Genomic DNA, 22,805 nt, shown 5'->3' with positions numbered 1-22,805 from the left:
TGAAAGGGGTGTAATTCAGCGGATTAAAAAAGGGCGCCAGAGGCGCCCTTTTTACTTGAGTTATGCGTAAGATTAACGCAGCAGGGACAGCATGGTCTGCGGAACCTGGTTGGCCTGAGCCAGTACAGAAGAGCCAGCCTGCTGCAGGATCTGCGCACGGGACATGTTGGACACTTCAGTCGCGTAGTCAGAATCCTGAATACGGCTGCGCGCTGCGGACAGGTTGCTAACCGTGTTGTTCAGGTTAGTAATGGTAGACTCGAAACGGTTCTGAGAAGCACCCAGGGAGCTACGCTGTGAGTCAACCGCTTTGATAGCAGCATCGATGTCCGCCAGCGGACCGCCATCTCCTTTAGTGGTGCCAGAGATTTTGCCGGAAACAACATCGAATCCAACAGCATCAACGCTACGTGCTTTACCCGAAACCTGATCCATGTCAGTTGCTGCTACGGTGTTAGCATACTTACCAGCGGTCGGTGCAGAAGTAGTACCATCGGTAGCTGCAGAAGCCAGGTTCCAGCCAGCAGCACCGTTCAGGCTGATGCTGATGGTCTGGGAGTCGTCAGCGCCAACCTGGAAGCTGTAGCTCTTCGCGTCAGAAGTGGTGTTGTTCAGCACTTTCTGGCCGTTGAAGTCAGTCTGAGTGGTTACGCGGTCAATCTCTTTCATACGCTCGTTGACTTCAGACTGGATTGAGTCGATGTCAGATGCGGAGTTGGAGCTGTTCTGTGCCTGAACGGTCAGGTCACGGATACGCTGCAGGTTGTTGTTCACTTCGCTCAGCGCGCCTTCAGCGGTCTGCGCCAGAGAGATACCGTCGTTGGCGTTACGTGCAGCAACGGTCAGACCATTGATGTTAGAGGTGAAGCGGTTGGCAATTGCCTGACCAGCAGCGTCATCTTTAGCGCTGTTGATACGCAGACCGGAAGAGAGACGCTCAATAGAGGTACCCAGAGAAGACTGAGATTTAGTCAGGTTGTTCTGAGTCATCAGCGACAGTGTGTTAGTATTAATAACAGCCATGATATTTATCCTTCAGTAATAAGATGTAAGTTCCGGTATGCGCCAGCGGCTTCATCACCGTCATAATAGTTATCGACGGGTTCAAAGATCTCTTTAGTATTTTTTTCAGCAGATAGCCGATAATGGTGCGAAATCCAATCAATCATTTGAAATTAAAGAAAAAAAATAAAGAAAGAAACTCACATCGGCGGAATAAAAGCATTAATTGCGTATAACAGGGAGCAAGCTGAGGCTGTCTACACGAGTATCAAAATTGTTATTGAATCCGCTTGTAAATATATTTTCCTTAATAAGATAAATCTGCATACCAATAAATGTAGATATTTATGTAAAAAGTCTCGACACAAAATTGCAATCGTATAAACGCAAAAAAAAAGCGCCGGCAAAGGGCGCTTTCTTGAGTAAATGTTTTTGCGATTAACGCAGCAGGGACAGCATGGTCTGCGGAACCTGGTTGGCCTGAGCCAGTACGGAAGAACCAGCCTGCTGCAGGATCTGCGCGCGGGACATGTTGGACACTTCAGTCGCGTAGTCAGAATCCTGAATACGGCTGCGCGCTGCGGACAGGTTGCTAACCGTGTTGTTCAGGTTAGTAATGGTAGACTCGAAACGGTTTTGAGAAGCACCCAGGGAGCTACGTTGTGAGTCAACCGCTTTGATAGCAGCATCAATGTCCTGGAGCGGTTTGCCACCACCAACAGCGGTGGTACCGGTCAGTTTGCCGGAGATAACGTCGAAACCAACTGCATCAACGCTACGTGCTTTACCTGCAACCTGAGCCAGAGTACCCGCTGCAACAACGTTTGCAGTAGGACCAGTAGTGGTGCCATCGCTGGTTGCAGAAGCCAGGTTCCAGCCAGCAGCACCGTTCATGCTGATGCTGATGGTCTGGGAGTCGTCAGCGCCAACTTGGAAGCTGTAGCTCTTCGCGTCAGAAGTGGTGTTGTTCAGCACTTTCTGGCCGTTGAAGTCAGTCTGAGTGGTTACGCGGTCAATCTCTTTCATACGCTCGTTGACTTCAGACTGGATTGAGTCGATGTCAGATGCGGAGTTGGAGCTGTTCTGTGCCTGAACGGTCAGGTCACGGATACGCTGCAGGTTGTTGTTCACTTCGCTCAGCGCGCCTTCAGCGGTCTGTGCCAGGGAGATACCGTCGTTGGCGTTACGTGCAGCAACGGTCAGACCATTGATGTTAGAGGTGAAGCGGTTGGCAATTGCCTGACCAGCAGCGTCATCTTTAGCGCTGTTGATACGCAGACCGGAAGAGAGACGCTCAATAGAGGTACCCAGAGAAGACTGAGATTTAGTCAGGTTGTTCTGAGTCATCAGCGACAGGGTGTTAGTATTAATAACAGCCATGATGTAATTCCTTCATAAAAAAGTTTTCAGATTCAGGCATCTGCCTACGGCTTTCTCGCCGTTAACCTGATTATCGACAGCACCAGCATAACCTTTAGAAAAAAGATCATTTTTTTTAAAGCGACAAACTGCCCCTGATTCACCCTCTTTATTTAGCCATTGCTTTAAAAAAAAGCTTCTAATCTTTTCATCATCGCTGCCGATACTCTCCACAGTGATTGTCTAAAACTGAAGGATGAAGAAATGGCAACTATTAGTTCACTCGGCGCAGGCACCAGCCTGGATCTCAATACGTTGTATGACAATTTGCAGACGGCAGAACAGACCAAGCTGACGCCAATTGCGTCTCAGCAGTCCTCTTATAAAGCCAAGCTGACGGCCTGGGGCGTGGTGCAAACCTCCCTCAACAAACTGCAAACGGCGGCGGATGCACTGAAAAATACCTCGGCGATCGCAGGGACGAAGGTGTCGAGCACTAACACCGCGTTTACTGCCACGCTCGCTAACACAGCGTCGGCGGGGACGTACTCTATTGAAGTATCCGCGCTGGCAGCGTCACAGTCTCTGCTGAGCCCGAAAGTGGCCAGTAAAGATACCGATTTAGGCGACCAGAGCCTCGATTCGCGCACGATTACCATCACGCAGCCGGGCCAAAAAGATCCGCTGACGGTAACACTGGATAAAGATAAAACCAGCCTCGCGGATATGCGTGATGCGATTAACGCCAAACAGGGCAGCGTCACCGCCAGTATCATTAAAGCTGACGATAACAGTTACTACCTGGCGCTGACCTCACGCGACAGTGGCACCACCAACCAGATGACCATCACCACCAATGATGCGGAACTGGCGAAGTACGTTAGCTACGATTCAACCAACACCGGCAGCGCCAGCAATGTGATGACGCAGCAGGTGGCAGCAAGCGATGCGAAGGTCAAAATTAACGGCATCGATATCACCCGTAGCAGCAACAAGATCACCGATGCGCCGGAAGGCGTTACGCTGACGCTGAATAAGCTGACTACCGGTACGCCGGAAACGCTGTCGGTGACCAAAGATAACGCACCGATGACCGCAGCGATCCAGGCATATGTTGATGCGTATAACTCGCTGCAAACCACCATTGGTAACCAGACCAAATACACGGCGGTAGATCAGGGCAGTGACAAACAGAGCACCTCAAACGGCGATCTGCTGGGTGACGGTACGCTGCGTAACATTCAGACGCGTCTGCGCTCGCAGCTCTCTACATCGCAGGCGGGGAATGACAGTTTTTCCGTATTGTCGCAGCTGGGCATCACCCAGGATGTAAGCGGTAAACTGACCGTTGACAGCACCAAGCTTGAAAAAGCAATGAATGAAAAATCCGCCGATGTGGTGACCTTCCTCTCCGGCGATGGCAAAACCACAGGCTTTGCGACTCAGGCGAGTAACCTGCTGAAAGATATTCTCGGCAGTAAAGGTAGCATCCAGAATGCGACCGACGGCATTAACAAAACCCTGAAGCGCCTGGATACGCAATACAAAGCGGTGAGTGACCAGATTACGGCCACCATGGCACGCTACAAAACGCAGTTCACCAGTTTGAGCCAGTTAGTCTCCTCCATGACATCAACAGGGAACTATCTGACCCAACAGTTTAATGCAATGAGTTAATAAACCATTAGTTGAGGTTGGACATGTATACGAAATCGGGAATTCAGGCTTATGCTCAGGTCGGCGTCGAAAGCGCCGTGATGAGCGCGAGCCCGCATCAACTCGTGGTATTGCTTTTTGATGGCGCGTTAAGCGCCATGAAGAAAGCCGCGATCCTGATTGAGCAGGGAGATATCCCCGGTAAAGGACAGGCGCTTACAAAGGCAATTAATATCATTAACAACGGATTGCGTGCGGGACTCGACCATGAAGTCGGTGGCGAGCTTACGGCAAACCTGGACAGTCTTTATGACTACATGACACGACGTCTTTTACAGGCAAATCTCCATAATGACCTCGCCGCTATTGATGAAGTCACCCTGTTGCTGAGCAATATTGCTGATGCCTGGAAAGAGATTGGCCCCACTCATCAAAACGCGCGGGACACTTACTAATGGAAGCAAATCTCGGGTTGGTCCACCACTATCAGCAACTGTTGGCCACCAGCCGTACCATGCTCAACCTTGCTAAGGAAGGGCATTGGGACGAACTTATCAACTACGAACTGGGGTACGTTACCTCAGTTGAGAAGTTGACACAGTTCCAGGACTCGAGCGAAGCAGCGCCTCATGTGCAGGCGCAAATTCGCCCGATGCTCAAGCAAATCCTGGATAATGAAGTGTTATTGAAGACATTGTTAAACCAGCGAATGGACGAGCTGAGGACATTGGTTGGTCAAACCTCCCGACAACATAACCTGAATTCGACATATGGACGTCTTTCCGGAAATATTCTCTTCCCCAATGAGATGTAAATCTCATTAGCGGCGGGTGCTGCGGTTTCCCCCCTCACCCGCCACGTTTTCCTCTTTTCGCACGACCTAGCGGTTAATATCCAGACCCGCTTTCTCCAGCGCCTGCTGGCACTCGACGGTCGGTTTATCGGTGCGCGACAGCGTCAACCCATCAAACTCGAGCGTATTGCCTTCCTGACTTAAACGATAGACGTCCAGCTTCTGCGTGACGTTATAAAATTTATCGCCATCCAGCATCAGTTTGCCAGGAACCGCGATTACGCGCTGCCACTGGCGGCAATCAAGAGTATCGCCCTGCGGCGTCACAATCAGGCTGGCGATCGCCTCCGGGCTGACCAGGCTGCTCTGCGGCCCCGTTGATTGCCAGTAACCCGCTAATCCTGCGGGCGCCGGGTGTTTCACCACCGCCTGATAGTTATCCACCTGCACGCAGCCGCTCAGCAGCAGCATCGCGCCGAGAATCATACGCTTTTTCATTCTTCATCCTGCTCGTGAAAAAAAGCGATTGTGGCATTAAAGGCCGCGCCTCGCCACCCTTTCACCGCGCGAGAACAACTTTGATCTACGCCAGGTTTTTGCCCTATTGTGCAGTGGTTCAGGCGTGAAGACGTGTATCATCCCGCTTCTTTTGTACGACTTTTCTGTACGTCCCCATACCTTCTGAGTTCAGAGGCTTTTTACTATGTCATGGCAACACTTCAAAGACCGCTTCCTTATTAAGTTCTGGTCTCCTGTTCCGGCGGTGATCGCGGCCGGTATTCTCTCTACCTACTATTTCGGCATTACCGGCACCTTCTGGGCGGTGACCGGCGAGTTTACCCGCTGGGGCGGTCAGTTACTGCAACTGGGCGGAGTGCACACCGAAGAGTGGGGCTACTTCAAAATAATCCACCTTGAGGGCACGCCGCTGACGCGCATCGACGGCATGATGATTATCGGCATGTTCGGCGGCTGTTTTGCCGCTGCGCTGTGGGCTAATAATGTGAAACTGCGTATGCCGCAGAACCGCATCCGTATCGCGCAGGCGATTGTTGGCGGCATCATTGCCGGCTTTGGCGCGCGGCTGGCGATGGGCTGTAACCTTGCGGCCTTCTTTACCGGGATCCCACAGTTCTCTCTCCACGCCTGGTTTTTTGCCATCGCCACGGCAATTGGCTCCTGGTTCGGCGCGCGCTTTACCCTGCTGCCGCTGTTCCGCATCCCGGTGAAGATGCAGAAAGTTACTGCCGCCTCGCCGCTCACCCAGAAGCCCGATCAGGCGAAGCGCCGTTTTCGTCTTGGTATGCTGGTGTTTATTGGCATGCTCGGCTGGGCGCTGTTAACGGCGATGAACCAGCCGAAGCTGGGGCTGGCGATGCTGTTCGGCGTGGGCTTTGGTCTGCTGATTGAGCGGGCGCAAATCTGCTTTACTTCGGCGTTCCGCGATATGTGGATCACCGGGCGCACGATGATGGCAAAGGCGATCATCTTTGGCATGGCGGCGAGCGCCATTGGTATTTTCAGCTATGTGCAGCTGGGGCTGGAAGCGAAAATCATGTGGGCTGGGCCCAATGCGGTGCTCGGCGGTCTGCTGTTCGGTTTTGGTATTGTGCTGGCGGGCGGGTGTGAAACGGGCTGGATGTACCGCGCTGTCGAAGGCCAGGTGCACTACTGGTGGGTCGGGCTGGGTAACGTGATTGGTTCAACCATCCTTGCGTATTTCTGGGACGATCTCGCGCCGACGCTTGCCACCAGCTGGGACAAAATCAACCTGCTAAACACTTTCGGGCCGCTCGGCGGTCTGCTGGTCACCTATCTTCTGTTACTGGCCGCGTTTCTCTTTGTGGTCGGCTGGGAGAAACAGTTCTTCCGCCGCCAGAAACCTGCCGCCAACCCTGCTAAGGAGCCTGCATGAGCATTGTGCCTGATTACCGCCTCGATATGAGCGGCGAACCCTGCCCCTACCCGGCGGTCGCCACCCTTGAAGCGATGCCGCAGTTGAATAAAGGGGAAATTCTTGAAGTGGTCAGCGACTGTCCGCAGTCGATTAATAACATTCCGCTCGATGCGCGCAACCACGGTTACACGGTGCTCGATATTCAGCAGGATGGCCCAACCATCCGCTATCTGATTCAGAAATAGCTAACTTTTGCGCCGCAGCAGGCGGCGCAAGGTATAAAAAAACCAGGCGGGAGTGTTCCGGCCTGGTTTTTTTTATCTCTGCGTCTGTGAACTACAGCTGCATATTCATAATGTCCTGGTAAGCAGAAACCAGTTTGTTACGCACCTGGATGCCCATCTGCAGCGAGATCGATGATTTCTGCAAATCGGTCATTACGTCATTCAGCGCCACGCCCGGCTCGCCAAGCGTAAATTTCTCCGCCTGTACACGTGCGGCGTTCTGCGTGTCGCTGATGCGATCCAGCGCCGCGTGCAGTTGCCCGGCGAAGCTGATAGACGGTTCGCTCTCCACGCTCTGAGCACGCGCAACACCTGCAGTTGCCTGCAGCTGACTGACAACGCTCTCAATGCCCTGTATAGCCATTATTATTCCCCGGATGGATTGATACCTGACAAGGCTAACAGTTTGTCAATGAGATGATGGCGGTAAATAGCGTCAAAAAACCAGGTTATTTGAGGCATAGAAAAATCCATTTCATCAAATAATGACATCGCCATCTTAATGGTCATTTGTCGAGTTTGCCGACCCGGGAGTCCGATTTGTTTCTCAACTCACATAACAACATCCACCCAGAGTCACGAGGTGCACAATGAGTGCGACTGCAACAACTGCACCGCAGAATAAATCTCTTGAGTGGATCAACCGCTTACGCGCGAACCCAAAAATTCCGTTGATGGTGGCCGCGGCAGCAGCCTGCGCCATCATTGTCGCTATGGTGCTGTGGGCGAAATCGCCGGATTACCGCACCCTTTATAGCAACCTGTCCGATCAGGACGGCGGTGCCATCGTTACGCAGTTAACGCAGATGAATATCCCCTACCGCTTTGCTGACGGCAGCGGCGCGATTGAAGTGCCCGCTGACAAGGTGCACGAGCTGCGCCTGCGTCTCGCCCAGCAAGGGCTGCCGAAAGGCGGCGCGGCGGGTTTTGAACTGCTGGATCAAGAGAAGTTTGGTATCAGCCAGTTCAGCGAGCAGGTTAACTACCAGCGCGCGCTGGAAGGCGAACTGGCCCGCACTATCGAAACCCTCGGTCCGGTAAAAGGCGCGCGTATTCACCTGGCGATGCCAAAACCGTCGCTGTTCGTGCGTGAGCAGAAATCCCCTTCCGCGTCGGTCACCGTCAATTTACAACCGGGCCGTGCGCTGGATGATGGTCAGATCAGCGCTATCGTGCACCTGGTCTCCAGCGCCGTTGCTGGCTTGCCGCCGGGCAACGTCACCGTTGTCGATCAGAGCGGTCGCCTGCTGACGCAGTCTGGCGTTGCCGGTCGCGATCTGAATGACGCGCAGCTGAAATACACCGCCGATGTTGAAAGCCGTGTGCAGCGTCGTATCGAAGCGATCCTCGGCCCTATCGTCGGTAACGGTAATGTTCACGCTCAGGTGACTGCCCAGCTGGATTTCGCCAGCAAAGAGCAGACTGAAGAGCAGTACGCGCCGAACGGCGGTGACCCGGCACAAGCGGTGCTGCGTTCACGCCAGGTTAACAGCAGCGAGCAGATTGGTGGTCAGTATCCGGGCGGCGTGCCTGGCGCACTCTCCAACCAGCCGGCTCCGGCTAACTCTGCGCCGATTACTACGCCGCAGAATGGTCAGAACGGTCAGAACGGTCAGAACGGCCAGCAGAATGCGCAGGGCCAGCAGCAGGGTCAGCAGACGACCTCGACCAATACCGCATCAAGCGGCCCGCGTAACACTACGCATAATGAAACGAACAACTACGAAGTCGATCGCACCATTCGTCACACCAAGATGAATGTTGGCGATGTGCAGCGCCTCTCCGTCGCCGTGGTGGTGAACTACCGCACGCTGGCCGATGGCAAGACTGCCGCACTGACCGCCGATCAGCTGAAACAGATTGAAGATTTAACCCGCGAAGCGATGGGTTACACCGAGAAACGCGGTGACACGCTGAACGTCGTGAACTCGCCGTTCAACATGACCGATGATGTCGGTGGTGAGCTTCCGTTCTGGCAACAGCAGTCGTTTATCGACCAGCTGATGACCGCAGGTCGCTGGTTACTGGTACTGATTGTCGCCTTCATCCTGTGGCGTAAAGCGGTCCGTCCGCAGCTGGTTCGCCGCCAGGAAGAAGCGAAAGCGGTGCAGGAAGCGGCACAAGCGCGTAATGAAATTGAAGAGTCCGTGGAAGTACGCCTCAGCAAAGATGAGCAACAGCAGCAGCGCCGCAGTAATCAGCGTCTGAGCGCCGAGGTCATGAGCCAGCGTATTCGCGAAATGTCAGATAACGATCCGCGCGTCGTGGCGCTGGTCATTCGCCAGTGGATGAGTAATGAACATGAGCAATAATCTTACCGGAACGGACAAGAGCGTCATTCTGCTGATGACCATTGGTGAAGATCGCGCGGCTGAGGTGTTTAAGCACCTCTCCGCCCGCGAAGTCCAGCACTTAAGTACCGCGATGGCCAGCGTGCGTCAGATCTCCAACAAACAGCTGATGGACGTACTGCAGGAGTTTGAGAACGAAGCGGAACAGTTCGCGGCGCTGAACGTCAACGCCAACGACTACCTGCGCTCCGTCCTGGTAAAAGCGCTCGGCGAAGAGCGCGCCTCCAGCCTGCTGGAAGATATTCTCGAAACGCGCGATACCACCAGCGGCATCGAAACGCTCAACTTTATGGAGCCGCAGAGCGCCGCCGACCTTATCCGCGACGAGCACCCGCAGATTATCGCTACCATCCTTGTGCACCTCAAACGGTCGCAGGCGGCAGATATTCTTGCCCTGTTTGATGAGCGTATGCGTCACGATGTGATGCTGCGTATCGCCACCTTCGGCGGCGTACAGCCTGCCGCGCTGGCGGAGCTGACCGAAGTGCTGAACAACCTGCTCGACGGCCAGAACCTCAAGCGCAGCAAAATGGGCGGCGTGAGAACCGCAGCGGAAATCATCAACCTGATGAAGACGCAGCAGGAAGAAGCGGTTATTACCGCAGTACGCGAATTCGACGGCGAGCTGGCACAGAAGATCATCGACGAGATGTTCCTGTTCGAAAACCTGGTGGATGTCGACGACCGCTCTATCCAGCGCCTGCTGCAGGAAGTGGATTCCGAATCGCTGCTTATCGCCCTCAAAGGCGCCGAGCCGCCGTTGCGCGAGAAGTTCCTGCGCAACATGTCGCAGCGTGCGGCAGATATCCTGCGCGACGACCTGGCCAACCGCGGTCCGGTTCGCCTCTCGCAGGTGGAAAACGAACAGAAAGCTATCCTGCTCATCGTTCGCCGTCTGGCGGAAACCGGCGAGATGGTAATTGGCAGCGGCGAGGATACCTATGTCTAATGAATTGCCGTGGAAACGCTGGACGCCAGATGATCTGGCGTTCCCGCAGGCAGCCGAATTCGCCCCCCTGCTGAAGCAGGAAAAAACCGCCTCGCCCTATGAGAGCGAAGAGACCGAGCAGGACGAACTGAGCGCCGAGCAGCTGCAACAGCAGCAGCTGGCGCAGATCCAGATGCAGGCGCACGAAAGCGGCTACAACGCCGGTCTCGCCGAAGGACGCAAAGCGGGTTATGACGCAGCGTTTCAGGAAGGCCTTGCCCAGGGTATGGAGCAGGGTCTTAACCAGGCTCGCCAGCAACAGGCTCCGATCCACGCCCGCATGCAGCAACTGGTGAGTGAATTCCAGTACACGCTGGATGCCCTCGATAGCGTAATCGCCTCCCGCCTGATGCAGATGGCGCTGGAAGCGGCGCGCCAGGTGCTTGGCCATGCGCCGGTGGTGGACAACAGCGCGCTGATCAAACAGATCCAACTACTCTTACAACAAGAGCCGCTGTTTAGCGGCAAACCGCAGCTGCGCGTCCACCCGGACGATCTGCAGCGCGTTGAAGAGATGCTTGGCGCAACGCTCAGCCTGCACGGCTGGCGTCTGCGCGGCGACCCGACCCTGCATCAGGGCGGCTGCAAAGTCTCCGCCGATGAGGGCGATTTAGATGCCAGCGTCGCCACACGCTGGCAGGAACTGTGCCGTCTGGCGGCACCCGGAGTCGTGTAATGACCGCACGTTTAACCCGCTGGCTGACCACGCTGGATAATTTCGAACACAAAATGACGCAGCTCCCGTCGGTGCGTCGTTACGGTCGGCTGACCCGCGCCACCGGTCTGGTGCTGGAAGCAACCGGGTTACAGCTGCCGCTCGGCGCGACGTGCATTATTGAACGTCAGGATGGTCTGGAGACCCGTGAAGTCGAGAGCGAAGTGGTCGGCTTTAACGGTCAGCGCCTGTTTCTGATGCCGTTAGAAGAGGTGGAAGGCATTCTGCCCGGCGCGCGCGTCTATGCCCGCAGCGCATTAGGCGATGGTTTACAAAGCAGCAAACAGCTGCCGCTCGGCCCTGCCCTGCTCGGCCGCGTACTCGACGGGGCTGGAAAACCTCTCGACAGCTTGCCCGCACCTGATACCGGTGAAACCGGTGCCCTGATCACGCAACCTTTTAACCCCCTGCAACGTACGCCGATTGAACATGTGCTTGATACCGGCGTGCGCGCCATCAATGCGCTGTTAACGGTCGGGCGCGGTCAGCGTATGGGGCTGTTCGCCGGCTCCGGCGTCGGGAAAAGCGTGCTGTTAGGCATGATGGCCCGTTACACCCAGGCGGACGTGATTGTCGTCGGCCTTATTGGTGAACGTGGCCGCGAAGTAAAAGACTTTATCGAGAACATCCTCGGCGCTGAAGGCCGTGCGCGTTCCGTGGTGATCGCCGCACCTGCGGATGTCTCTCCTTTATTACGTATGCAGGGCGCGGCGTACGCCACGCGTATTGCGGAAGACTTCCGCGACCGCGGTCAGCATGTGTTGCTGATCATGGACTCCCTGACCCGTTATGCGATGGCGCAGCGTGAGATCGCGCTGGCAATTGGTGAGCCACCGGCGACCAAAGGCTACCCGCCTTCAGTCTTTGCCAAACTGCCCGCGCTGGTAGAGCGCGCGGGTAACGGTATTCACGGCGGCGGTTCTATCACCGCGTTTTATACCGTGCTTACCGAAGGGGATGACCAGCAGGATCCGATCGCCGACTCGGCGCGCGCCATCCTCGATGGTCACATTGTTTTATCCCGCCGACTGGCGGAAGCCGGACACTATCCGGCGATTGATATCGAAGCGTCCATCAGCCGTGCGATGACCGCTTTGATCTCTGAGCAACATTACGCGCGCGTGCGCAACTTTAAACAGTTGTTGTCAAGCTTCCAGCGTAACCGCGATCTGGTGAGCGTCGGCGCCTACGCGCGCGGCAGCGATCCGATGCTGGATAAGGCCATAACGCTCTGGCCACAGCTGGAAGCGTTTCTGCAACAGGGCATTTTCGAACGTGCCGGGTGGGAAGATTCAATGCAGGCTTTAGAGCTTATCTTCCCGGGTGTCTGAGGTAGTGGAGAGCTGACTTTATGACGCAAAACAGCGCATTAACGACGCTAAAGGATCTGGCGGAAAAAGAGGTCGACGACGCCGCACTGAAACTGGGTGAGATGCGACGCGCCTGCCAGCAGGCTGAAGAGCAGTTAAAAATGTTGATCGATTATCAGCATGAGTACCGCAACAGCCTGAACAACACCATGAGCCAGGGGATCGATAACCAGCGCTGGCAGAACTACCAGCAGTTTATCCAGACGCTGGAGAAAGCCATTGAACAACATCGTCTGCAGCTAAAGCACTGGAACGAGAAAGTCGATTTCGCGCTCGGCTGCTGGCGCGAGAAGAAACAGCGTTTACAAGCCTGGCAAACCTTGCAGGATCGTCAGAGCGCCGCGGCGTTGCTGGCGGAAAACCGTCTTGATCAGAAAAAAATGGATGAGTTTGCACAACGAGCGTCATCGAGGAAAACAGAATGATCACTCTGCCAAAACTGGTAGTTACTCAAACCGATGATGTCGCAACCGGCGCATCAGCGGGTAAAGCAGGCGCTGATGGCGCACAAGATTTTCTCGGTCTGCTGACCGGTGCGCTCTCCGGCGTGCAACGCCCGGGTAGCGATGCCCCGGTGACGCTTGCCGATCTGCAGGCGGCGGCCCTGAGCGGCAAGCTGGCAAAAGGTTCAATCAACGGTGCTGCTGTCGCGGCGGCTGGCGGTGACGCACGCGCGCAAACCCCGGCGCAGAAGCTGGCGGATCTGCTGGCACGCCAGGATGCAAAAGCGGATATCGTTGCCAGTGCTCAGAGCGATGAAGAGATTGCGAAACTCTTCTCCGGCCTGTCGCCTGCGGCGAAAACCGATGTCCTCGCCGCGTTAAGCAAAACGGCGAAAGCCAGCGATGTCAAAGCCGACAGCGACACCCCGAATGAAGATTTAGCCGGGCTGAGCGCCCTGATGGCGATGCTGCCGCATCAACAAGCCGCGCAGCTCAGTTCAGAGGCAAAACCGACGGCAACGACCGCCGCCATTGATGCTGGCGCAAGTGCGAAAACCGCGCTTGCAGGCCGTACGCTGAGCGACGCCGTGGATAGCGATCAGCCGCGCGGCAATGGGAAAGCTGATACCGCAGCGAACGGTGTACCGTTTAAAGCGGCAGACGATGGCCAGCAAAATGCGCCGATCGCCTCAACCTTCACCGTTAAACGCGAGCATGAAACGGCGGCGTTGCAAACCACCAACACCACCGCCAGCATGGCGCCGGTGTCGAGCGCCGTCAGCGGCGCGCAGGCCAGCGCCCCGGTGGCCGCGTCGGTTATCAGCGCCCCGCTGGGCAGCCACGAGTGGCAGCAGAATATTAGCCAGCACGTGACGCTCTTTACCCGCCAGGGCCAGCAGAGCGCCGAGCTGCACCTGCATCCGGAAGATCTGGGCCAGGTGCAAATTTCGATTAAGCTTGAAGATAACCAGGCGCAGCTGCAGATGGTTTCAGCCCACAGCCATGTGCGTCAGGCACTGGAAGCGGCGCTGCCGATGCTGCGCACCTCTCTTGCGGAGAACGGCATCCAGCTTGGCCAGAGCTATATCAGCAGCGAAAGCTTCGCAGGCCAGCAACAGCAGGCCTCTCAGCAGCAACAGCAGCCTTCGCGTACCGGCAATAATGGCACGTTTGGCGGCGAAGAAGATGAAGCCATCGTTGCGCCGGCCAGCCTGCAATCCGCCGCTCGCGGCACTGGCGCAGTCGATATCTTCGCCTAAACGGCAGAGGTAGCATGATTATCCCCGTCTTTTCCACCCTTTGACCGGAGCAGGACACGGGATAATCATCGCATAAGCTGTTAACAGGAAGCCCGTATCAGATGACTGACTCCGCTATCACAAAAAAACGCAAGCGCTCTATCTGGATCCCGCTGCTGGTTTTAATCACACTCGCGGCATGCGCCGCAGCTGGCTATAGTTACTGGCGTATGCAGCAAAAACCTGCGGCTGATGCCAAGGTAGAAGCGCCACCGCCGCCGGCACCGGTCTTTTTCGCACTCGACACCTTTACGGTGAACCTGGGCGATGCGGATCGCGTGCTTTACGTCGGCATTACGCTGCGTCTGAAAGATGACGCTACGCGTGCACGACTGAGCGAATATCTGCCGGAAGTACGTAGCCGCCTGCTGATGCTCTTCTCACGTCAGGATGCCGCACAACTTGCGACCAACGAAGGCAAGCAGAACCTTGCTAACGCGATTAAAGAGACAATCGCAACGCCACTAGTGCCAGGACAACCGAAGCAGGAAGTCACTGACGTTCTTTATACAGCTTTCATTTTGCGGTAAAGACATGGGCGATAGTATTCTTTCTCAGGCAGAAATCGATGCGCTACTCAACGGCGACAGCGATAACAGCGATGATCCGAAACCGGGTAAAACGGGCGATAGCGATATTCGCCCCTATGACCCGAATACCCAGCGCCGCGTCGTTCGTGAACGTCTGCAGGCGCTGGAGATCATCAACGAACGTTTCGCGCGCCAGTTCCGTATGGGGTTGTTCAACCTGCTGCGTCGTAGCCCGGACATCACCGTCGGCGCGATCCGCATTCAGCCCTATCATGAGTTTGCGCGTAACTTACCCGTACCGACTAACCTTAACTTGATCCACTTAAAACCCCTGCGCGGTACCGGCCTGTTTGTTTTCTCGCCGAGCCTGGTGTTTATCGCAGTGGATAACTTGTTTGGTGGCGACGGGCGTTTTCCGACTAAGGTAGAAGGCCGCGAATTTACGCACACAGAACAGCGCGTGATTAACCGCATGCTGAAGCTGGCGCTTGAAGGCTACAGCGACGCGTGGAAAGCGATTCACCCGCTGGATGTTGAGTATGTGCGTTCTGAGATGCAGGTGAAGTTTACCAACATCACCACGTCGCCCAACGATATCGTTGTGAATACGCCGTTCCATGTTGAGATCGGTAACCTGACAGGTGAGTTTAATATCTGTCTGCCGTTCAGCATGATTGAACCGCTGCGCGAAACGCTGGTGAATCCGCCGCTGGAGAACTCACGTAATGAGGACCAGAACTGGCGTGACAACCTGGTGCGCCAGGTTCAGCACTCTGAGCTGAATTTGATTGCCAATTTCGCCGACATTCCCCTGCGCCTGTCGCAGATACTTAAGCTCAAACCCGGCGATGTGCTGCCGATTGATAAACCCGATCGCATTATCGCTCATGTGGACGGCGTACCGGTGCTTACCAGCCAGTACGGCACGGTCAACGGACAATATGCGTTACGTGTAGAGCACTTGATAAACCCGATTTTGAATTCGCTGAATGAGGAACAGCCCAAATGAGTGATATGAACAATCCGTCCGATGACAACAACGGAGCACTGGACGATCTGTGGGCTGACGCGTTGAACGAACAAAAGAACCCGCCGGCAACCAAGAGCGCGGCCGATGCCGTGTTCCAGCAGCTGGGCGGTGGCGAAGTGGGCGGCAATCTGCAGGATATCGATCTGATTATGGATATCCCGGTGAAGCTGACCGTCGAACTGGGCCGTACCCGGATGACCATCAAAGAGCTGCTGCGCCTGACGCAGGGTTCGGTGGTTGCCCTTGACGGTCTGGCGGGCGAGCCGCTGGATATCCTGATCAACGGTTATTTGATTGCACAGGGTGAAGTGGTGGTGGTCGCCGATAAATATGGCGTACGCATTACCGATATCATCACCCCGTCCGAGCGTATGCGTCGTTTGAGCCGCTGAGGCACGTATGAAGACACAGGCCACGGTTTCGCAACCGTCCGCCGTTTCCGGTTCGCCACTTATCCAGGTGAGTGGCGCACTGTTTGGCATCATCGCCGTGATTTTACTCGTGGCGTGGCTGGCCAAACGCTTCGGCTTTGGCGGCAAGACCGCCAGCAGCCGGGGATTAAAAGTCACCGCCAGCGCCGCGGTCGGCACGCGTGAGCGCGTGGTGATCGTCGATGTTGAAGATGCACGTCTGGTTCTGGGCGTAACGCCCACCCACATCAATTTGTTGCACAAACTTCCTCCCGCCCCCGTCGACAGTGACGCTGTGAACGAGAAAAACGTCGATTTTCAGGCCGTGATGAAGAATCTGCTTAAGCGTTCCGGGAGATCGTGATGCGCCGTTTGTTATCTATCGCCGCCGCCGGGTTGTGGCTGGCGGCGCCTGCCGCATTTGCCCAGTTGCCGGGCCTTATCAGCCAGCCGATGGCGGGTGGCGGTCAATCCTGGTCGCTGCCGGTGCAGACGCTGGTGTTTATCACCTCGCTCACCTTCCTGCCCGCCATTCTGCTGATGATGACCAGTTTTACCCGCATCATCATCGTGTTTGGCCTGCTGCGTAACGCCCTCGGCACGCCCTCCGCGCCGCCGAACCAGGTGCTGCTCGGGCTGGCGCTGTTTCTCACCTTTTTTATTATGTCGCCGGTGATCGATAAAATTTACGCCGATGCCTATCAGCCATTCAGCGAGAACAAAATCTCCGTGGATGTCGCGCTGGAGCGTGGAGCACAACCGCTGCGCGAGTTTATGCTGCGCCAGACCCGTCAGGCTGACCTGGCGCTCTTCGCCCGTCTCGCTAACAGCGCGCCGATCGAAGGCCCGGAAGCGGTGCCAATGCGTATTCTGCTGCCGGCGTACGTCACCAGCGAACTGAAGACCGCATTCCAGATTGGCTTTACCATCTTTATTCCGTTTTTGATTATCGACCTGGTGATCGCAAGCGTGCTGATGGCGCTGGGGATGATGATGGTGCCGCCCGCGACCATTGCGCTGCCGTTTAAATTAATGCTGTTTGTACTGGTGGATGGCTGGCAGTTGCTGGTCGGTTCGCTGGCGCAAAGCTTTTACAGTTAGGAGCGGCAATGACACCCGAATCGGTCATGATGATGGGCACCGAGGCGATGAAAGTCGCCCTTGCCCTCGCCTCTCCGCTGCTGCTGATTGCCCTGATTACCGGTCTGGTGATCAGCATTTTGCAGGCGGCGACGCAGATCAACGAAATGACCCTGTCGTTTATTCCGAAGATCATTGCCGTGTTTGTCACCATCGTAGTAGCCGGGCCGTGGATGCTGAATCTGCTGCTTGATTACATGCGTACACTGTTCAACAACATTCCTTACATCATCGGGTAATCCGGCCTATGTTGAACGTCACCAGCGACCAGTGGCTGCACTGGATCAGTATGTACTTCTGGCCGCTGCTGCGCGTGATGGCGCTGATCATGACCGCGCCGATCCTGAGCGAATCGCGCATTCCCCGCCGCATTAAAGTCGGGCTGGGGATTCTGATCACCATTGTTATTGCCCCGACGCTGCCGGACACGCCTGATATCGGTATCTTCGCGCCTGCTGCGCTGTGGGTGGGGATGCAACAAATTCTGATCGGCATTGCGCTCGGCTTCACCATGCAGTTCGCCTTTGCCACGATTCGTCTCGCCGGTGAACTGATTGGCCTGCAGATGGGGCTGTCGTTTGCCACCTTTGTCGACCCGACCAGCCACTTAAACATGCCGGTGCTGGCGCGCATTCTCGATATGCTGGCGCTGCTGCTGTTTATGACGTTTAACGGCCATCTGTGGCTAATTTCGATGCTGGTCGACACGTTTCACACTCTGCCGATCGGCGGTAACCCGGTCAACAGTAATGCGTATCTGGCGCTGACGCGCGCGGCGGGGATGATTTTCATCAATGGTTTAATGCTGGCGCTGCCGATTATTACCCTGTTACTGACCATCAACCTCTCCCTTGGTTTGCTGAACCGTATGGCACCGCAGCTGTCGGTGTTTGTTATCGGTTTCCCTGTCACATTGAGCGTCGGTATTCTGCTCATCTCGGCAATGATGCCGCTAATCGCGCCCTTCTGCGAACGTCTCTTCAGTGAGATCTTCGATCTGCTGGCAGATATCGTCAGCGAACTGCCGCAGAGATAGTACCCCTCCGCTTTGCAGTGTCATCCTGAGGATAATCCTAAAGTGAAATTTTAAAAACAGTCACCAGGATAACCCTGGCGCGGCTTATTTGTTTTTAGCATTCTCACAGAACGCAACATTTACTTTACTTTAAGATGATTCCTGGCAAATTATACGTAACTTTACGGGATAGTGGATTCGCCTGAGGTCTTCCCATGCACTTCAGTAATATATTCCTGTATGGCTTCTGAAGCTTCTGGCGGGTGGTGAATTATCGTTACGCATTGAGTGAGGGTATGCCATGTCAACGATTATTATGGATTTATGCAGTTATACCCGGTTGGGATTAACAGGGTATCTGACAAGCCGGGGAGTAAAAAAACGAGATATCAACGACGTGCAATCTGTTGATGAACTCGAATTAGCTTGCGCCACATTTCAACCTTCCGTGGTGTTTATTAATGAAGACTGCTTTATCCATGATCCAAGCAGCAGTCAGCATATAAAGCAGGTCATTAATCAGCATCCCCGTACACTGTTTATCGTGTTTATGGCCATCGCCAATATCCATTTTGATGAGTACCTGTTAGTACGTAAGAACTTGTTAATTAGCTCAAAATCGATAAAACCTGAGTCGCTGGACAATATTTTGGGCGATTATTTGAGCAAAGAGAAAAAAAGTATCGGTACTATCAATCTGCCAACACTTTCACTGAGTCGGACAGAATCCAGCATGTTAAAAATGTGGATGTCAGGACAAGATACTATTCAAATATCCGATCAGATGAATATTAAAGCTAAAACGGTATCGTCACATAAAGGAAATATTAAAAGGAAGATTAAAACGCACAATAAACAAGTCATCTATCATGTAGTGCGGCTAACAGATAATGTTACTAACGGTATATTTGTGAATATGCGGTAAGACAAAATTCTTATATCTACCCTCCGCAATGGAGGGCGATAAATTATTCAGCCAGCTCGACGAAAACCCCATCCGGGTGATCTTTTTCATTAAAGAACCAGATACCGAGCGGGTAATCTTCAAGAGCAACCAGGTACATCGTACCCTCATTGAATGCTTCAACAGCCAGCACAACACCCGGACGGCGTGGACCTCCGTCCGTTTTGACCGTAACCCGATCGTTAACCTTCATAATCACTCCTCCAGTCACATTTACGCCAGTGTAGATCAAAACGCGCAGGCTGGCAGCCCGTGCCATAAGAGTGACCTTTTTTTCTGGCGTCTATACTTAAGCTCAGCACGCAACCATGAGGTGATAGCATGAAAACGGTGAGAGAGTACGACGAGACGGCCAAGCGTGACGTGCAGGTAGATATCGATGCACTGCTGGCGGCCATTAATGAGATCAGCGAAAGCGAAGTCCGGCGCATTGACGACGATGAGGGGCAGCGCGTCAGCGTCGACGGGCGTGAGTATCATACGTGGCGGGAGCTGGCGGAAGCTTTTGAGCTGGATGTGCATGACTTCAGCATTACGGAAGCGAACCGCTAAAGAAATACCCCGGCCGGTTAACGACCGGGGAAACTTGCTTACGCAAGAAGCACTTACAAAATTCGCACATCAGGGGAATCTGATGTAGAGCCCACTCTATCGGCTAATATTTGCCCTGACAAGATATATCAATAAAACAGGCATTTAGCCCCGGAGCCCTCACCATTAATCTATGCAGTGCCCTATTGATTCCAAGGAGCCAACAATGCCGAGCCTGGACGATCCGTTACTGATTTTTACCGACGTGGATGGCACCCTGATGGATAGCCATACCGGTGAATGGCAGGCCGCTGCCGGCTGGCTGAGCCGTCTGCGTGAGCAGGGTATTCCGGTCATTTTATGCAGCAGTAAAACCGCCGCCGAGATGGCTGCCCTGCAAAAGATATTGAGTCTCGAAGGTTTGCCATTTATTGCGGAAAACGGGGCGGTAGTTCAGCTTGATGACTCCTGGCACGATGATGAGCACTACCCGCGTCTGATGAGCGGCGCCCCCCATGAAGAGATTGCCCGCGTGCTGAATGAGTTGCGTAATACACACGGGTGGAAATTTACCTCCTTTTCCGATCTCGATGAGAGCGTACTGGCGGAAGTGACCGGACTGCCGCCTGCGCAAGCCGCGCTGGCAAAGTTACAGGAAGCTTCTGAAACGCTCATCTGGCGCGACAGCGATACCGAAATGGCGGCGTTTGACGATGCGTTATCGCAGCTCGGTCTGCGTTTCGTGCAGGGGGCGCGTTTTTGGCACGTGCTGGATGAGCGCGGCGGTAAAGATCAGGCGGTGAACTGGCTGACACGACAATATCATCACTACACCGGGAAAAGCTTTACCACCGTCGGGCTGGGTGATGGCCCGAACGATGCGCCGCTGCTCGACAGCGTCGATTACGCAATCGTCATCCGTGGGCTGAATCGTGAAGGTGTGACAGTGCGCCGCGATACCCCTGAGCGGGTCTACCACACCGAGCTTGAGGGCGCAGCAGGCTGGCGCGAGGGGCTTAATCAGCTGTTCGGCCTCTCATCGTCGGCGCAAACCTGATTACGCCCCTGATGCTTCGCCCGGTAGAGACGCCGGTCGGCAACGGATTGCAGGTGTTCAAAATCGTAGCTCCCCTCTTCCAGCGCATCGCTAACCCCCAGCGATGCGCTAATGCGAATGGTCGTATGCTTATGGATGAGGATCTCTTTGCTGGCAATACGCTGGCGAATACGCTCGCCTGTCGCGGCGGCCTCAGCCAGCGTGTAGCCCGGCAGAAGAATACAGAACTCCTCGCCGCCCACGCGCCCGGCAACCTGCTGCTCATCAAGGCTACTACTGATTAACCCGGCGGTATGCGACAGCACCAAATCCCCGGCCTGGTGACCAAAACGGTCATTAACCTCTTTGAAGTGATCGAGGTCGAGCTGGATCACCGCGAAGGGCTGCTGTTGCGTGCGCGCCTGTTGTGAGAGGATTTTTGCCCGCTCAAACAGCACGCCGCGATTACAGAGCCTTGTTAACGGATCGTACCAGGCCTGCCACTGTAACGTATTCTGCATGGCGTACATATTCTTCACCATCCGGCGGATCACCCCCCAGGCCACCAGCAGCATGGTCATAAATAACAACCAGAGAATCGACATCGCAATGCTGATACGACCAAAATCGCCGCTGATCCCTTCGCGCAAGGTGTGGATACGCACCAGCACGCCATCGAAATGTTTCAGTTTTTGCCAGCTGATATAACGTGCGCCGAGGCGCAGGCCGCCAACGGTATCTTTCGCCATCTCCGCAATGAGGCGCGCGCGCTCTTCAGCGTTAAAGGCGGGCTTCACGTTGTCGTCGAGCGAGGTGGTAGTGAGCAGCTTAAAGTGGCTGTCATAGAGCAGATAGTCGCCCTTCTCATCACTCTCGCCACCGGGACTGGCGTGCATCAGCAGAGCGTGAATGGCATCAACGGAAAAACTGACTCCCAGCGCCCCCAGCCAGTCGCCCTGATAATCGAGCGGTACGCTGGCCGTGACATCGCCATGATGTTCACTGCCCGGCGTCAGGTCGCTGAACCAGCGTACGCCGCGCCCGCGGTTCTGCTGCCTCTGCTGGCCGGTAAACCATGGGCGCATCAGCAGACGGTAATAGGTAGGCACAATGGCCTCTTCGCTGGCCTGAGTATCCGTCGTAATAAAGAATCCGGCGCGAGAGATATACCAGGCGCGACGCGGCAGCATCTGCGCATGAGTTGAGAGACGAAACAGGTAGCCCAGCTCCATCGCTGCGGTCAGTTCATTGTGCAGGTTCGGGTTGTCGCGGGTCAGCAGCGCCGTTTGTTCAACAAAATAGTCCGAGACGCCATATACCGGCAGCGTGCGCTGGTTATCGCGACCAATCTGCCACTGCGGCAACGCGCGTTTGCCGTCAAACTCCCCGTGGCGTTTTCGCAGGACATTAAGATCGAGCGGCGTTTGCAGCGCCGCCTCCATGGTGTGGCGGAAGAAGAGCAGCCGTTCAACGCCGACCTGCATCTGCATATCCAGCGCATTGCTGACATTCTCCAGCGCGCTACGCTGGCTCGTTGCATAGGCGTTCTCCAGCACCAGCACTTCGCGCCAGGTGAGCACGGTCGAGCAGACCATCACGATCACAAAACAGAGGTTAACCACCCAGGTGGGATCGAAATAGCGTCCGGCGTTGTTACCCTGTCCGGGCAGATGATTAAAGGTGGAGTGGCGCACAGAGGCTCCCTGAAAAATCTGGTTAACTGCTTTTGTCGCGCGCCGGTTGCCAAGAAAAACGCCCAGCAGAGCCGGGCGTTTGGTTGGTTATGCTTCTTCGTGAATGCGCTGCCCTTCGCCGGGCATTAGCTCATCTTCACGAAAGGCTTCCCGTTTGACCCCATAGCCGTCATACCACCGACACTCCACCATACCGCTGGCGTAACCGGTGACAATCATGCGCGGACCACCCTTTTTAGCCTGAACCTCATCACTGACCACAAAGACCATACCTGCCTCCTGAATCAGAGTGAAACGTT

At 55.1% G+C, this 22,805-nt stretch carries 29 protein-coding genes; 21 read left to right on the top strand and 8 right to left on the bottom strand.

The genetic code is table 11. The features are described 5' to 3' along the window. Window positions 1-72: 72 nt before the first annotated feature. From ABIC80_RS03130 to ABIC80_RS03120, 3 genes are all read right to left on the bottom strand, one after another. Window positions 73-1,023 (bottom strand): flagellin, encoded by a 951-nt coding sequence (locus ABIC80_RS03130; RefSeq protein ID WP_429175418.1) that lies wholly within the window; start codon window positions 1,021-1,023, stop codon window positions 73-75. Between the two features lie 417 nt (window positions 1,024-1,440). Beyond that, the gene (locus ABIC80_RS03125; protein ID WP_429175417.1) at window positions 1,441-2,382 is read right to left on the bottom strand and encodes a flagellin; all 942 of its coding nucleotides are present in this window, start codon (window positions 2,380-2,382) and stop codon (window positions 1,441-1,443) included. A gap of 12 nt (window positions 2,383-2,394) precedes the next feature. Beyond that, window positions 2,395-2,595, bottom strand: coding sequence for a hypothetical protein (locus tag ABIC80_RS03120; protein WP_429175415.1), 201 nt, complete (start codon window positions 2,593-2,595; stop codon window positions 2,395-2,397). A gap of 30 nt (window positions 2,596-2,625) precedes the next feature. Between ABIC80_RS03120 and fliD the strand changes: the two genes are divergently transcribed. The 3 genes from fliD to fliT are packed head-to-tail and all read left to right on the top strand — an operon-like array spanning window position 2,626 to window position 4,831. Further along, entirely contained in the window at window positions 2,626-4,038 is a 1,413-nt protein-coding gene (fliD, locus tag ABIC80_RS03115) for a flagellar filament capping protein FliD (RefSeq protein ID WP_346438443.1), read from the top strand. Window positions 4,039-4,061: 23 nt separating this feature from the next. Next, window positions 4,062-4,472, top strand: a complete 411-nt coding sequence (gene fliS, locus ABIC80_RS03110) for a flagellar export chaperone FliS (RefSeq protein ID WP_023479156.1) — start codon at window positions 4,062-4,064, stop codon at window positions 4,470-4,472. Beyond that, the gene (fliT, locus tag ABIC80_RS03105; protein ID WP_128482694.1) at window positions 4,472-4,831 is read left to right on the top strand and encodes a flagella biosynthesis regulatory protein FliT; all 360 of its coding nucleotides are present in this window, start codon (window positions 4,472-4,474) and stop codon (window positions 4,829-4,831) included. The genes fliS and fliT overlap by 1 nt, the downstream gene beginning before the upstream one ends. Window positions 4,832-4,897: 66 nt before the next feature. Here fliT and yedD read toward each other — a convergent pair whose 3' ends face one another. Continuing rightward, window positions 4,898-5,308, bottom strand: a complete 411-nt coding sequence (gene yedD, locus ABIC80_RS03100) for a lipoprotein YedD (protein ID WP_200133929.1) — start codon at window positions 5,306-5,308, stop codon at window positions 4,898-4,900. 205 nt (window positions 5,309-5,513) lie between these two features. Here yedD and yedE point away from each other — a divergent pair, with 205 nt between their 5' ends. Both yedE and yedF read left to right on the top strand, forming a co-directional pair. Continuing rightward, window positions 5,514-6,725 (top strand): selenium metabolism membrane protein YedE/FdhT, encoded by a 1,212-nt coding sequence (gene yedE / locus ABIC80_RS03095; RefSeq protein ID WP_429175413.1) that lies wholly within the window; start codon window positions 5,514-5,516, stop codon window positions 6,723-6,725. Next, window positions 6,722-6,952: a sulfurtransferase-like selenium metabolism protein YedF gene (gene yedF, locus ABIC80_RS03090; RefSeq protein ID WP_429175411.1), complete on the top strand. Its 231-nt coding sequence runs from the start codon at window positions 6,722-6,724 to the stop codon at window positions 6,950-6,952. The genes yedE and yedF overlap by 4 nt, the downstream gene beginning before the upstream one ends. Window positions 6,953-7,043: 91 nt before the next feature. On the opposite strand, the gene fliE is transcribed toward yedF, so the two are convergent. Further along, window positions 7,044-7,358 carry a flagellar hook-basal body complex protein FliE gene (fliE, locus tag ABIC80_RS03085; protein ID WP_094193003.1) on the bottom strand — a complete coding sequence of 105 codons (315 nt, stop codon included), beginning with the start codon at window positions 7,356-7,358 and terminating at the stop codon, window positions 7,044-7,046. 223 nt (window positions 7,359-7,581) lie between these two features. Between fliE and fliF the strand changes: the two genes are divergently transcribed. The 14 genes from fliF to rcsA all read left to right on the top strand — a co-directional run bounded on the left by fliF (window position 7,582) and on the right by rcsA (window position 19,206). Next, window positions 7,582-9,303, top strand: coding sequence for a flagellar basal-body MS-ring/collar protein FliF (gene fliF, locus ABIC80_RS03080; protein WP_312605444.1), 1,722 nt, complete (start codon window positions 7,582-7,584; stop codon window positions 9,301-9,303). Further along, window positions 9,293-10,291, top strand: a complete 999-nt coding sequence (fliG, locus tag ABIC80_RS03075; RefSeq protein ID WP_023479131.1) for a flagellar motor switch protein FliG — start codon at window positions 9,293-9,295, stop codon at window positions 10,289-10,291. The genes fliF and fliG overlap by 11 nt, the downstream gene beginning before the upstream one ends. Further along, window positions 10,284-11,006 (top strand): flagellar assembly protein FliH, encoded by a 723-nt coding sequence (gene fliH, locus ABIC80_RS03070; RefSeq protein ID WP_076770091.1) that lies wholly within the window; start codon window positions 10,284-10,286, stop codon window positions 11,004-11,006. The genes fliG and fliH overlap by 8 nt, the downstream gene beginning before the upstream one ends. Then, complete coding sequence (gene fliI / locus ABIC80_RS03065) at window positions 11,006-12,376, top strand: flagellar protein export ATPase FliI (protein WP_042712908.1); 1,371 nt, start codon at window positions 11,006-11,008, stop codon at window positions 12,374-12,376. The genes fliH and fliI overlap by 1 nt, the downstream gene beginning before the upstream one ends. A gap of 20 nt (window positions 12,377-12,396) precedes the next feature. Next, window positions 12,397-12,840 (top strand): flagellar export protein FliJ, encoded by a 444-nt coding sequence (fliJ, locus tag ABIC80_RS03060; RefSeq protein WP_042712910.1) that lies wholly within the window; start codon window positions 12,397-12,399, stop codon window positions 12,838-12,840. Then, on the top strand, window positions 12,837-14,117 hold the full coding sequence (gene fliK, locus ABIC80_RS03055; RefSeq protein WP_042712912.1) for a flagellar hook length control protein FliK: 1,281 nt from the start codon (window positions 12,837-12,839) through the stop codon (window positions 14,115-14,117). The genes fliJ and fliK overlap by 4 nt, the downstream gene beginning before the upstream one ends. A gap of 101 nt (window positions 14,118-14,218) precedes the next feature. Beyond that, complete coding sequence (fliL, locus tag ABIC80_RS03050) at window positions 14,219-14,686, top strand: flagellar basal body-associated protein FliL (protein ID WP_042712913.1); 468 nt, start codon at window positions 14,219-14,221, stop codon at window positions 14,684-14,686. A 4-nt stretch (window positions 14,687-14,690) separates the two neighbouring features. Continuing rightward, window positions 14,691-15,695, top strand: coding sequence for a flagellar motor switch protein FliM (gene fliM / locus ABIC80_RS03045; RefSeq protein ID WP_054803160.1), 1,005 nt, complete (start codon window positions 14,691-14,693; stop codon window positions 15,693-15,695). Then, a complete protein-coding gene (fliN, locus tag ABIC80_RS03040; protein ID WP_023479148.1) occupies window positions 15,692-16,108 on the top strand; it encodes a flagellar motor switch protein FliN in 417 nt (138 codons plus the stop codon). The genes fliM and fliN overlap by 4 nt, the downstream gene beginning before the upstream one ends. Before the next feature lie 7 nt (window positions 16,109-16,115). Then, window positions 16,116-16,490, top strand: coding sequence for a flagellar biosynthetic protein FliO (gene fliO / locus ABIC80_RS03035; protein ID WP_054803161.1), 375 nt, complete (start codon window positions 16,116-16,118; stop codon window positions 16,488-16,490). Next, complete coding sequence (gene fliP / locus ABIC80_RS03030) at window positions 16,490-17,227, top strand: flagellar type III secretion system pore protein FliP (protein WP_023479117.1); 738 nt, start codon at window positions 16,490-16,492, stop codon at window positions 17,225-17,227. Before fliO ends, fliP begins: the two co-directional genes overlap by 1 nt. 8 nt (window positions 17,228-17,235) lie before the next feature. After that, the gene (gene fliQ, locus ABIC80_RS03025; protein WP_023479157.1) at window positions 17,236-17,505 is read left to right on the top strand and encodes a flagellar biosynthesis protein FliQ; all 270 of its coding nucleotides are present in this window, start codon (window positions 17,236-17,238) and stop codon (window positions 17,503-17,505) included. Window positions 17,506-17,513: 8 nt separating this feature from the next. After that, a complete protein-coding gene (gene fliR / locus ABIC80_RS03020) occupies window positions 17,514-18,302 on the top strand; it encodes a flagellar biosynthetic protein FliR (protein WP_023479183.1) in 789 nt (262 codons plus the stop codon). 280 nt (window positions 18,303-18,582) lie between these two features. Beyond that, window positions 18,583-19,206 (top strand): transcriptional regulator RcsA, encoded by a 624-nt coding sequence (rcsA, locus tag ABIC80_RS03015; RefSeq protein WP_076770094.1) that lies wholly within the window; start codon window positions 18,583-18,585, stop codon window positions 19,204-19,206. A gap of 43 nt (window positions 19,207-19,249) precedes the next feature. Here the strand turns inward: rcsA and dsrB are convergent, their stop codons facing one another. Then, the gene (gene dsrB, locus ABIC80_RS03010; protein WP_042718106.1) at window positions 19,250-19,438 is read right to left on the bottom strand and encodes a protein DsrB; all 189 of its coding nucleotides are present in this window, start codon (window positions 19,436-19,438) and stop codon (window positions 19,250-19,252) included. Window positions 19,439-19,566: 128 nt separating this feature from the next. Here dsrB and yodD point away from each other — a divergent pair, with 128 nt between their 5' ends. Together yodD and ABIC80_RS03000 are read left to right on the top strand one after the other, a co-directional pair. Next, window positions 19,567-19,797, top strand: a complete 231-nt coding sequence (gene yodD / locus ABIC80_RS03005) for a YodD family peroxide/acid resistance protein (RefSeq protein WP_023479164.1) — start codon at window positions 19,567-19,569, stop codon at window positions 19,795-19,797. 205 nt (window positions 19,798-20,002) lie between these two features. Then, on the top strand, window positions 20,003-20,833 hold the full coding sequence (locus ABIC80_RS03000; RefSeq protein ID WP_429175409.1) for a mannosyl-3-phosphoglycerate phosphatase-related protein: 831 nt from the start codon (window positions 20,003-20,005) through the stop codon (window positions 20,831-20,833). Here ABIC80_RS03000 and dgcQ read toward each other — a convergent pair. Then, the gene (gene dgcQ / locus ABIC80_RS02995) at window positions 20,797-22,506 is read right to left on the bottom strand and encodes a cellulose biosynthesis regulator diguanylate cyclase DgcQ (RefSeq protein WP_429175408.1); all 1,710 of its coding nucleotides are present in this window, start codon (window positions 22,504-22,506) and stop codon (window positions 20,797-20,799) included. The genes ABIC80_RS03000 and dgcQ overlap by 37 nt on opposite strands. An 87-nt stretch (window positions 22,507-22,593) precedes the next feature. Then, on the bottom strand, window positions 22,594-22,776 hold the full coding sequence (locus ABIC80_RS02990) for a YodC family protein (protein ID WP_042717206.1): 183 nt from the start codon (window positions 22,774-22,776) through the stop codon (window positions 22,594-22,596). Window positions 22,777-22,805: the final 29 nt, after the last annotated feature.

Source organism: Kosakonia sp. 1610, assembly GCF_050435845.1.
Lineage (GTDB): Bacteria > Pseudomonadota > Gammaproteobacteria > Enterobacterales > Enterobacteriaceae > Kosakonia > Kosakonia cowanii.
The sequence above is the reverse complement of the archived record's forward strand: the minus strand, read 5'-3'. Positions and strand labels throughout refer to the sequence as shown.

Excerpts from the sequence above, each read along its gene's own strand:
- fliN (WP_023479148.1), top strand. The coding sequence starts at position 15,692 with ATGAGTGATATGAACAATCCGTCCGATGACAACAACGGAGCACTGGAC.
- fliK (WP_042712912.1), top strand. The coding sequence starts at position 12,837 with ATGATCACTCTGCCAAAACTGGTAGTTACTCAAACCGATGATGTCGCA.
- fliL (WP_042712913.1), top strand. The coding sequence starts at position 14,219 with ATGACTGACTCCGCTATCACAAAAAAACGCAAGCGCTCTATCTGGATC.
- yedF (WP_429175411.1), top strand. The coding sequence starts at position 6,722 with ATGAGCATTGTGCCTGATTACCGCCTCGATATGAGCGGCGAACCCTGC.
- fliD (WP_346438443.1), top strand. The coding sequence starts at position 2,626 with ATGGCAACTATTAGTTCACTCGGCGCAGGCACCAGCCTGGATCTCAAT.
- fliP (WP_023479117.1), top strand. The coding sequence starts at position 16,490 with ATGCGCCGTTTGTTATCTATCGCCGCCGCCGGGTTGTGGCTGGCGGCG.
- fliI (WP_042712908.1), top strand. The coding sequence starts at position 11,006 with ATGACCGCACGTTTAACCCGCTGGCTGACCACGCTGGATAATTTCGAA.
- ABIC80_RS03125 (WP_429175417.1), bottom strand. The coding sequence starts at position 2,382 with ATGGCTGTTATTAATACTAACACCCTGTCGCTGATGACTCAGAACAAC.
- fliQ (WP_023479157.1), top strand. The coding sequence starts at position 17,236 with ATGACACCCGAATCGGTCATGATGATGGGCACCGAGGCGATGAAAGTC.
- fliS (WP_023479156.1), top strand. The coding sequence starts at position 4,062 with ATGTATACGAAATCGGGAATTCAGGCTTATGCTCAGGTCGGCGTCGAA.
- yodD (WP_023479164.1), top strand. The coding sequence starts at position 19,567 with ATGAAAACGGTGAGAGAGTACGACGAGACGGCCAAGCGTGACGTGCAG.
- fliF (WP_312605444.1), top strand. The coding sequence starts at position 7,582 with ATGAGTGCGACTGCAACAACTGCACCGCAGAATAAATCTCTTGAGTGG.
- ABIC80_RS02990 (WP_042717206.1), bottom strand. The coding sequence starts at position 22,776 with ATGGTCTTTGTGGTCAGTGATGAGGTTCAGGCTAAAAAGGGTGGTCCG.
- fliR (WP_023479183.1), top strand. The coding sequence starts at position 17,514 with ATGTTGAACGTCACCAGCGACCAGTGGCTGCACTGGATCAGTATGTAC.
- fliJ (WP_042712910.1), top strand. The coding sequence starts at position 12,397 with ATGACGCAAAACAGCGCATTAACGACGCTAAAGGATCTGGCGGAAAAA.
- fliM (WP_054803160.1), top strand. The coding sequence starts at position 14,691 with ATGGGCGATAGTATTCTTTCTCAGGCAGAAATCGATGCGCTACTCAAC.
- fliT (WP_128482694.1), top strand. The coding sequence starts at position 4,472 with ATGGAAGCAAATCTCGGGTTGGTCCACCACTATCAGCAACTGTTGGCC.
- yedE (WP_429175413.1), top strand. The coding sequence starts at position 5,514 with ATGTCATGGCAACACTTCAAAGACCGCTTCCTTATTAAGTTCTGGTCT.
- fliG (WP_023479131.1), top strand. The coding sequence starts at position 9,293 with ATGAGCAATAATCTTACCGGAACGGACAAGAGCGTCATTCTGCTGATG.
- ABIC80_RS03000 (WP_429175409.1), top strand. The coding sequence starts at position 20,003 with ATGCCGAGCCTGGACGATCCGTTACTGATTTTTACCGACGTGGATGGC.
- fliH (WP_076770091.1), top strand. The coding sequence starts at position 10,284 with ATGTCTAATGAATTGCCGTGGAAACGCTGGACGCCAGATGATCTGGCG.
- ABIC80_RS03130 (WP_429175418.1), bottom strand. The coding sequence starts at position 1,023 with ATGGCTGTTATTAATACTAACACACTGTCGCTGATGACTCAGAACAAC.
- rcsA (WP_076770094.1), top strand. The coding sequence starts at position 18,583 with ATGTCAACGATTATTATGGATTTATGCAGTTATACCCGGTTGGGATTA.
- fliO (WP_054803161.1), top strand. The coding sequence starts at position 16,116 with ATGAAGACACAGGCCACGGTTTCGCAACCGTCCGCCGTTTCCGGTTCG.
- dsrB (WP_042718106.1), bottom strand. The coding sequence starts at position 19,438 with ATGAAGGTTAACGATCGGGTTACGGTCAAAACGGACGGAGGTCCACGC.
- yedD (WP_200133929.1), bottom strand. The coding sequence starts at position 5,308 with ATGAAAAAGCGTATGATTCTCGGCGCGATGCTGCTGCTGAGCGGCTGC.